This is a genomic window from Pseudoalteromonas sp. SR45-5 (assembly GCF_014163565.1).
GTDB classification, from domain to species: Bacteria; Pseudomonadota; Gammaproteobacteria; order Enterobacterales; family Alteromonadaceae; genus Pseudoalteromonas; species Pseudoalteromonas distincta.
Genome location: NZ_JACJDN010000159.1, coordinates 1 through 7,081 on the forward strand (window position 1 = coordinate 1; position 7,081 = coordinate 7,081).

The following is a 7,081-nucleotide window of genomic DNA, read 5'->3' on the forward strand; positions in this document are numbered from 1 at the left end:
GCCGAAGATAGCAACTCATTAAGCCGTTATAACCAACAAAATGCCGTAGGCGTTGAAATTTTAATGGGCGATAACAGCGATATAACTACCATTGTTGAACAAGCTAATAGCGTAATAGATAAATGGCACGAAAGCGGTTTATTACCTCAAAACGTAGAGCTTGAAAGCTGGCACGACAAAAGCACCATGATCACCGAGCGTTTATCGCTACTTACTAAAAATGCGGTGACCGGTATTATTATGGTGTTTGTAATACTTGCCATATTTTTAAACGTACGCGTAGCGCTGTGGGTTGCTGGTGGCTTGCCGTTTGTATTTTTTGGTACGCTTTATTTTATGACCGATGGCTACACCGCACTAACCATAAACGAAATGACCACCTTTGGCTTTATTATGGCGCTGGGCATAGTGGTAGACGATGCCGTTGTTGTAGGCGAGAGTATTTACACCACACGTAAAAAGCATGGCGATACATTAAATAATACAGTTTTAGGTACCATGAAGGTTGCTGTGCCAACAATATTTGGGGTGTTAACCACGGTGGCTGCGTTTGTAGCGCTTTCGAATGTGTCGGGCAACTTAGGTAAAATTTATTCTCAATTTGCCACTGTAGTGACCATTTGTTTACTGCTTTCAGTTGTTGAATCAAAACTTATTTTACCCTCGCATTTAGCCCACATTAGTACTAAACGCCAAGTTAAAAAAGGCTTAGCAGGTCTGTGGTCAAAAATACAACATGGTGCTGATAGCGGCTTAAGCTGGTTTAGTAAAAACATTTACTGCAAGGTTATTGAATTTTCACTGCGCTTTAGATACGCCGTAGTGGCTGCGTTTATCGCCTTTTTTATATTAGTTATTGGCATGCCGATGACAGGCACAGTTAAAGTTGGTTTTTTCCCAAGTATTGCAGGCGATACCGTAACAGCCGATTTGGTTATGCAAAACGACGCCGCTTATGGGCAAACAAACACAAACTTACTAACGCTTGAGCAAAGTGCATTACAAGCTGAGCAAAACTTAATGACTAAGTTGAGCTCTGACAAAAGCGAAATAACCAGCCTACAAGTCATTAGTAGCAGCGACACCAGCGGTGAAGTAAGCGTTGAGCTATTAAACGAAGGCGCTTTTACAGCAAGCGAATTTGCTCAAGAGTGGCAGCGCGTAGCAGGTAGCCTTGAGGGCAGTAAAAAATTACAAATATTAGCCACGCGTAAAATGGTTGATAACTTTAAAGTTGAGCTTAAAGCGTGGGACGACGAAACCGTAATGGCGGCGGGCGCACTATTTAAGGAGCGCTTACAAAATACCGCAGGCGTTAACGGAATAGACGACAACTTAAACCCAGGTCAGCCACAACTTAAATTTACCCTAAATGCACAAGGGCGCGCGCTTGGCATGGATACAGCTAGTTTATCAAAGCAAGTACTGCAAGCCTTTGGTGGTGCAGTTGTACAGCGCTACCAACGTAATAAAGACGAAGTTAAAGTACGTGTACGCTACCCAGAAGATGCTCGTAAAACACCTGCCGATATAATGCAGTCGCGTATTAGCCTGCCTGATGGCACCGTTGTCCCTTTAGTTAACGTAGCCACAGTAAGCAGTGAATATCAGCAAGATGAAATAACCCGCATTGATGGACTTCGTGCAATTTATTTAAGCGCCCAAGTAGATAAAAACGTGATTGCTCCAAACGAGTTAGTTGCTAACTTAAAGCGCGACTTAATTCCTGAGTTAACACAGCAATTTCCTAACTTAAGTGTGTATTTTGCAGGAGAGGCAGAGCAACAAAGCGAAACCACCAGCTCAATGAGCACTATGTTTGTAGCAGCTTTATTAGTTATTTACGTGTTGCTGGCTATTCCGCTTAAATCGTACATTCAACCTATGTTGATTATGGTAGCAATTCCGTTTGGCATTGTGGGCGCTATTTTAGGACATTGGTGGAACGACTTAACCATTAGTATATTGTCGTTAAATGGTATTTTGGCGCTCAGTGGGGTAGTTGTAAACGACAGCTTATTACTTGTTTCACGCTTTAACGAACTAGTAAAAGAAGAGAGCATGAGCACGCACGATGCCATAGTTGAGTCGTGTACGAGCCGATTACGTGCGGTATTACTTACCTCAATTACGACGTACGCAGGCTTAGTGCCGCTACTTAGCGAAACCTCAATGCAGGCACAGTTTTTAATTCCTGCTGCGGCATCACTTGGCTACGGTATTTTGTTTGCCACGGTTATTACCTTAATACTTATACCGGCATTATTGATGATTCAAACCGATGCTAAACGCGGTATTGATGCTGTGCTAATATCGCTAGGTGCTAAAAATAAAACGCAGGAAGTAGCCTCTTAATGATAAACGTACTACTGGTTGAAGACGACATAGATTTGGCAACCACCATTGTTGATTATCTCGAAATTGAGTCAATAGAGTGTGACCATGCAAGCAATGGCGTAATGGGTTTAAATTTAATAGAACGTAATCAATATCAAATGATTATATTAGATGTAAACATGCCCAAAATGGACGGTTTAACCATGTGTAAATCATTGCGTGAGCAAGGCATTGATATACCTGTATTAATGCTGACAGCGCGCGATAGCCTCGACAATAAGCTTGAGGGGTTTGCAGCCGGTAGTGACGACTATTTAGTAAAACCATTTGCGATGAAAGAGCTAGTAGCGCGGGTTCAAGTATTAGCAAAGCGTAAAAGTGGAGAGGTTAAGCGACTTACCTTTGCTAATTTAACACTTAATTTAACCGCGCATACAGCAACAGTGGCTGCGCACAGTTTAAAGTTATCACCCATTACTTTTAAGTTATTAGAAGTGCTTGTACGAGAGCAGCAAAAACCGGTAACCCGACAGGTAATTATGCAAGCAATATGGGGAGACGATCAGCCAGACAGCAATAGCTTAAAAGTGCATATTCATCATTTGCGTAAACAGCTAGAGCAAGCGCATTGCCAAGCCGTACTAGAAACAATACCCAGTGTAGGGTTTGCGCTAAAATTAAAAAATGGGACACAAGCATGAAAATTAGACCCAGCCTGAGGTTGTATTTTTTTGCCACCATGGTGCTTTTAAGTTCATTAATGGCAATTGGTTTTTCGTTTTTAAGTGTTAATTATTTTATTGATGGCTTAGACCGAGGGTTAAATGGCGTAATGCATGCGCTTTCGCAATCTACTGAGGTTAAAAACGGTGAACCTGCAGAAATGATTGGCTTTAAAATAGCGAGTCGCTGGGAAGACATGCCAAGCGAAATTCAGCAACGCTTTACAAAGCCTACAGAGATTGGCGTATTGCAAAAAAGCAAAGTAAAACCATCGTTTTTTTCAATGCCGGAAGACCTCTATTTTGTAGCGTATTTTCAAAACCCTGCAGGGGAGCCCCGTTACGTATCACGTATTATGCTTGAAAAAGAGCGCCTTAAAAAACAAAGCTCACCCGATAAACCTATAAAAAAGTTGGCATGGATAGCGTTAACAGGGGTTACGGCAATTGCTTTATTTACCTTCTTTTTGTTTATGGTAATGAAAAAAATAGCTAAACCAGTAGAGTCACTACGCGGTTGGGCTAAGTCGCTAAATCAAAATAATTTACAAAACACGCCGCCCGACTTTACCTATAACGAACTAAATACCTTGGCAACGCTAATACGCAGTAGCTTGCTTTCTGCTCACGACAGCCTTGAGCGAGAGCAGCGCTTTTTAAGTTATGCGAGCCACGAGTTACGTACACCAATTTCGGTTATTCGCAGTAACGTTGAGCTACTCAATCGGCTGAGCGAAAAAGCCCCGTTAAGTTATAAACAACACCTTACACTTGAGCGTATAGAGCGCGCCGGTTTAACCATGAGCGATTTAACCGAGACGTTATTGTGGCTTAGCAGAAATGACGACCAGCAAAGTGCACCAGAGCCCGTAAACCTAGCCGAAAAAATAACGACCTTGGGTAACGAACTCGATTATTTACTCAATTCAAAACAAGTTGATGTACTTATAAATACCGATAACCAAAATACAACTATTAATACCGAAGCCACCGCATGCCACATTGTGCTTACTAACTTAATACGTAATGCATATCAGCATACGCAACAAGGGCAAGTGCGAATTACTCAGCAGGGTAGCCGTGTAATTATAGTAAATAGCAGCGAACAAACTGATACGCCACACACTGCTAATAACACAAACAAGCCTGCTAACATTGGCTACGGTTTAGGATTGGAGTTAAGCGAAAAAATAATAAAACGACACGGTTGGGTATACGAAGTAAACGACATGCCTGGGCGTTATGAAGTGGTGGTCGATTTTAGTTGATACGCTTTTTTAATACTTAACCTGAACTCTGGTTAAGAGATTTACTAACATATTGAATCATAGTGATATTTAAATTTATTTTCTCTAGCTAGAGATTTTCAGTGAAAACAAGGCGAATTTACGCGTCAATAGCTGGTCTATTGCAAGTAGATTCAACGCGGTTAGCGCTGAAAATAGCTGCTTGAGATAGATTTATTATCCAGAGTTTAGGTTACTTGGATTTGAAATATAAAAACCGCGCTAAGGCACTTTTAAAAAAGCTTTAGCGCGGTTTTTTTATATTCAAAAATATTAAATTTAACGCTGAGAATATAAAAAACTTAGTGATAGTAATGTGTTAAGTAATTTGCTAAAACTGCAGGTAAAGATGGGGAGAGCGTGACGCGAGAATACGTAATTGGCTAAACTCATTTCTTGCTATTATAACTAGTCATTTCTAGCCGCTTTTAGCAAGGTGCTATGTTCTTAAGGAAATATATGAAAATCGTTAGTGCTTTATTGATTGTGCTGATATTAATGCCAATCTTTCTATACATATATCAGTTTGGCTTTGGTTTTTGGGCTGATCATGCCAAATGGGCTGAAATGGGAAGTTTCTTTGGTGGTATTTTAGGCCCTGCAATAACTGTTATTTCGGTTGGATTTTTGTATGTTCAACTTAAAGCACATCAAAAGCAGCAGCAGTACACATTGGATGCACTCAAACTTCAAAAAATTGAGTCTGATATTGTATTCTTTATAGCGTCAGTGAAAACAGAATTAGCCCGTGAAATACCAACTATGAATAATAAAGTTTTAAATGAAATCCTTGGTCATCATGCTGCTGAGTTTTGTTCAGTACACACGAACTATCAAGGAGAAAAAAATCCTGATTTTATTATCGATGGCTATCGTAGGCGTTCATTCGATTTCTTAATATGCCACGAAGGCTTATTTAGCTCTTGGATTGCCCTTAATGCCCATTTACATAAATTAAATGATTTGGATATTACATTGAAAATGGACAGTTATAAATCACAAAAAGCAAGAATATTTACAAGCTTAGATAGTTATATTTGCTCTCATTTAGACACTATATCAATGCTCCTTGATACTAAGTACGTACCACATTTTAGACCGTCATTTAAAGTTGCACGAGACAAAGCCCAAGCACAATTTAACTAACGAGCTCAACTAAAAGCTAAACAATGACAATGTTTCTACTTCTGTTTAGTGGATACCTCCTTATCACATTAATGAGGCTAAAATATCTAAGTATATCAAACGTTAGCGCTGCCAATATCACTCAACTCTATATTAATAAAAAGCGCAATTTACTTCTTTTACCTAAACGAGTTTACTTAACAAAGCGTTTTTTATCGAGCCTTACAATGCCAATGATCATCGTGTTTAGTGCAGGCTTGTTTTGTGGGCTTGGCTTTTACGATCACAATGTTGGGAGAGTTGTGCTCAGTTACTAAAGCAGGCGTAACTACTTTAAATACTTTTTTATGTGGTTTATGCGCACTGGGATCATGTTGATATACTGTGCAGCCGCTCATAATAAGCGCGGTCGTCATTACTAAAACTACTTTTAAAGATAAGTTCATGTTTATTAGTCCTATGTAGCTTAACACAAAGCCTAGGATAAACTTTTTTTTGTATAGTGCTGTAAGCAAACGTAAGGATATTGTAAAGGTGACTTATATGGCTTTTGACGTCTATTTAACTAATTAATAAGTACATTGGTACTGCGTTAAATACGCCAATACCAATGCTTACAATATTGAGTTTAGAGCTCAGAGCTTAGTCCACTGAGTTCAAACTTATAAATCGCTGCGCCAACCCATACCAGACTCTTCCATTAAACGCTCGTACACGCCTTCTATGTTAAGTGGTAACCATGCATCAAACTGTTTAAAGTCACTAAATTGGTCTAATTTTACATTTTGTTTAATTTCGTCAAGCGTATTACCGGCTAAAACGCCTGCGGTTACTTGGCTATACAAAAGCTCTAAATAACTTAAGTAACGCGCTACATCTGCTTTACTGCCAATATCGGCATGTCCGCCTACAAAATTATTAAAGTCATATTTGAGTACCGCTTGAGTTGAATTAATCATGCCTTGAATATCGTAACTCCACAGTTTTTGCCACGGCATTCTGCCAATAACAATCCAATCAACCACAAACAAGGTTTTTTGCTTTTCGAATAATATACTAACCGAACCACGACCATCGTTTGGACCATGGTAGTTAAGCTTTACTGTTGAATCACCAAGGGTAAGTAGTAGCTCGTTATCAAAAGTAAGGCTGGGCATTACCGTTTTCATTTGTGTGTTTTTAATATCTTGCGCGGCGAGTTTATGCGCCACAAAAGTGGTGTGCGGGCTTTTGAATACTTCGGCGCCGTAAATATGATCGCTGTGATTATGGCTATAAATTACATACTTTACCGGTACGTTATAGCGAGTTTTAATTTGCTCGTTTAACCAGATGGCGGCTTTTTTGTTAAGCGGGTCGGTAACAATTGCGCCCTCAGGAGTGATTAAAAATACTGAGCGGTGTCTGTCGTCTATAAAGCGGTGTAAGCCATCTCCTAAGTCTTCTATTTCATAGGTTTGTGTGGCAAAGCCTATAAACAATAGGGCTGTGGTTAATAGTTTTTGTAGCAAGCGGGGCATACACCATTCCTTTTTAAATTGATTAAATTAATAACGCTATTAAAAGAAGACAGCATTAAGCAGTAAAAAATTTCAGCTATTGGTTAAATTA

The 7,081-nt window shown here is 39.6% G+C and carries 6 protein-coding genes; 4 read left to right on the top strand and 2 right to left on the bottom strand.

Annotated elements, in window-relative coordinates; genetic code table 11:
* The 4 genes from H5072_RS08075 to H5072_RS08090 all read left to right on the top strand — a co-directional run.
* A partial coding sequence (locus H5072_RS08075) for an efflux RND transporter permease subunit (RefSeq protein ID WP_182693208.1) occupies positions 1 to 2,355 on the top strand: 2,355 nt, incomplete at its 5' end.
* On the top strand, positions 2,355 to 3,038 hold the full coding sequence (locus tag H5072_RS08080; RefSeq protein WP_024596691.1) for a response regulator transcription factor: 684 nt from the start codon (positions 2,355 to 2,357) through the stop codon (positions 3,036 to 3,038). The genes H5072_RS08075 and H5072_RS08080, both read left to right, overlap by 1 nt.
* A complete protein-coding gene (locus H5072_RS08085) occupies positions 3,035 to 4,327 on the top strand; it encodes a HAMP domain-containing sensor histidine kinase (RefSeq protein ID WP_182693209.1) in 1,293 nt (430 codons plus the stop codon). Before H5072_RS08080 ends, H5072_RS08085 begins: the two co-directional genes overlap by 4 nt.
* Before the next feature lie 477 nt (positions 4,328 to 4,804).
* A complete protein-coding gene (locus H5072_RS08090) occupies positions 4,805 to 5,491 on the top strand; it encodes a hypothetical protein (RefSeq protein WP_182693210.1) in 687 nt (228 codons plus the stop codon).
* A gap of 191 nt (positions 5,492 to 5,682) precedes the next feature.
* On the opposite strand, the gene H5072_RS08095 is transcribed toward H5072_RS08090, so the two are convergent.
* Both H5072_RS08095 and H5072_RS08100 read right to left on the bottom strand, forming a co-directional pair.
* Positions 5,683 to 5,916 (bottom strand): hypothetical protein, encoded by a 234-nt coding sequence (locus H5072_RS08095; protein ID WP_182693211.1) that lies wholly within the window; start codon positions 5,914 to 5,916, stop codon positions 5,683 to 5,685.
* Positions 5,917 to 6,132: 216 nt separating this feature from the next.
* Entirely contained in the window at positions 6,133 to 6,990 is an 858-nt protein-coding gene (locus tag H5072_RS08100) for an MBL fold metallo-hydrolase (RefSeq protein WP_182693212.1), read from the bottom strand.
* Positions 6,991 to 7,081 lie beyond the last annotated feature (91 nt).

What these genes read in the sequence shown, in the direction of transcription:
- H5072_RS08080 (WP_024596691.1), top strand. Translation starts at nt 2,355, where the DNA reads ATGATAAACGTACTACTGGTTGAAGACGACATAGATTTGGCAACCACC.
- H5072_RS08085 (WP_182693209.1), top strand. Translation starts at nt 3,035, where the DNA reads ATGAAAATTAGACCCAGCCTGAGGTTGTATTTTTTTGCCACCATGGTG.
- H5072_RS08090 (WP_182693210.1), top strand. Translation starts at nt 4,805, where the DNA reads ATGAAAATCGTTAGTGCTTTATTGATTGTGCTGATATTAATGCCAATC.
- H5072_RS08095 (WP_182693211.1), bottom strand. Translation starts at nt 5,916, where the DNA reads ATGAACTTATCTTTAAAAGTAGTTTTAGTAATGACGACCGCGCTTATT.
- H5072_RS08100 (WP_182693212.1), bottom strand. Translation starts at nt 6,990, where the DNA reads ATGCCCCGCTTGCTACAAAAACTATTAACCACAGCCCTATTGTTTATA.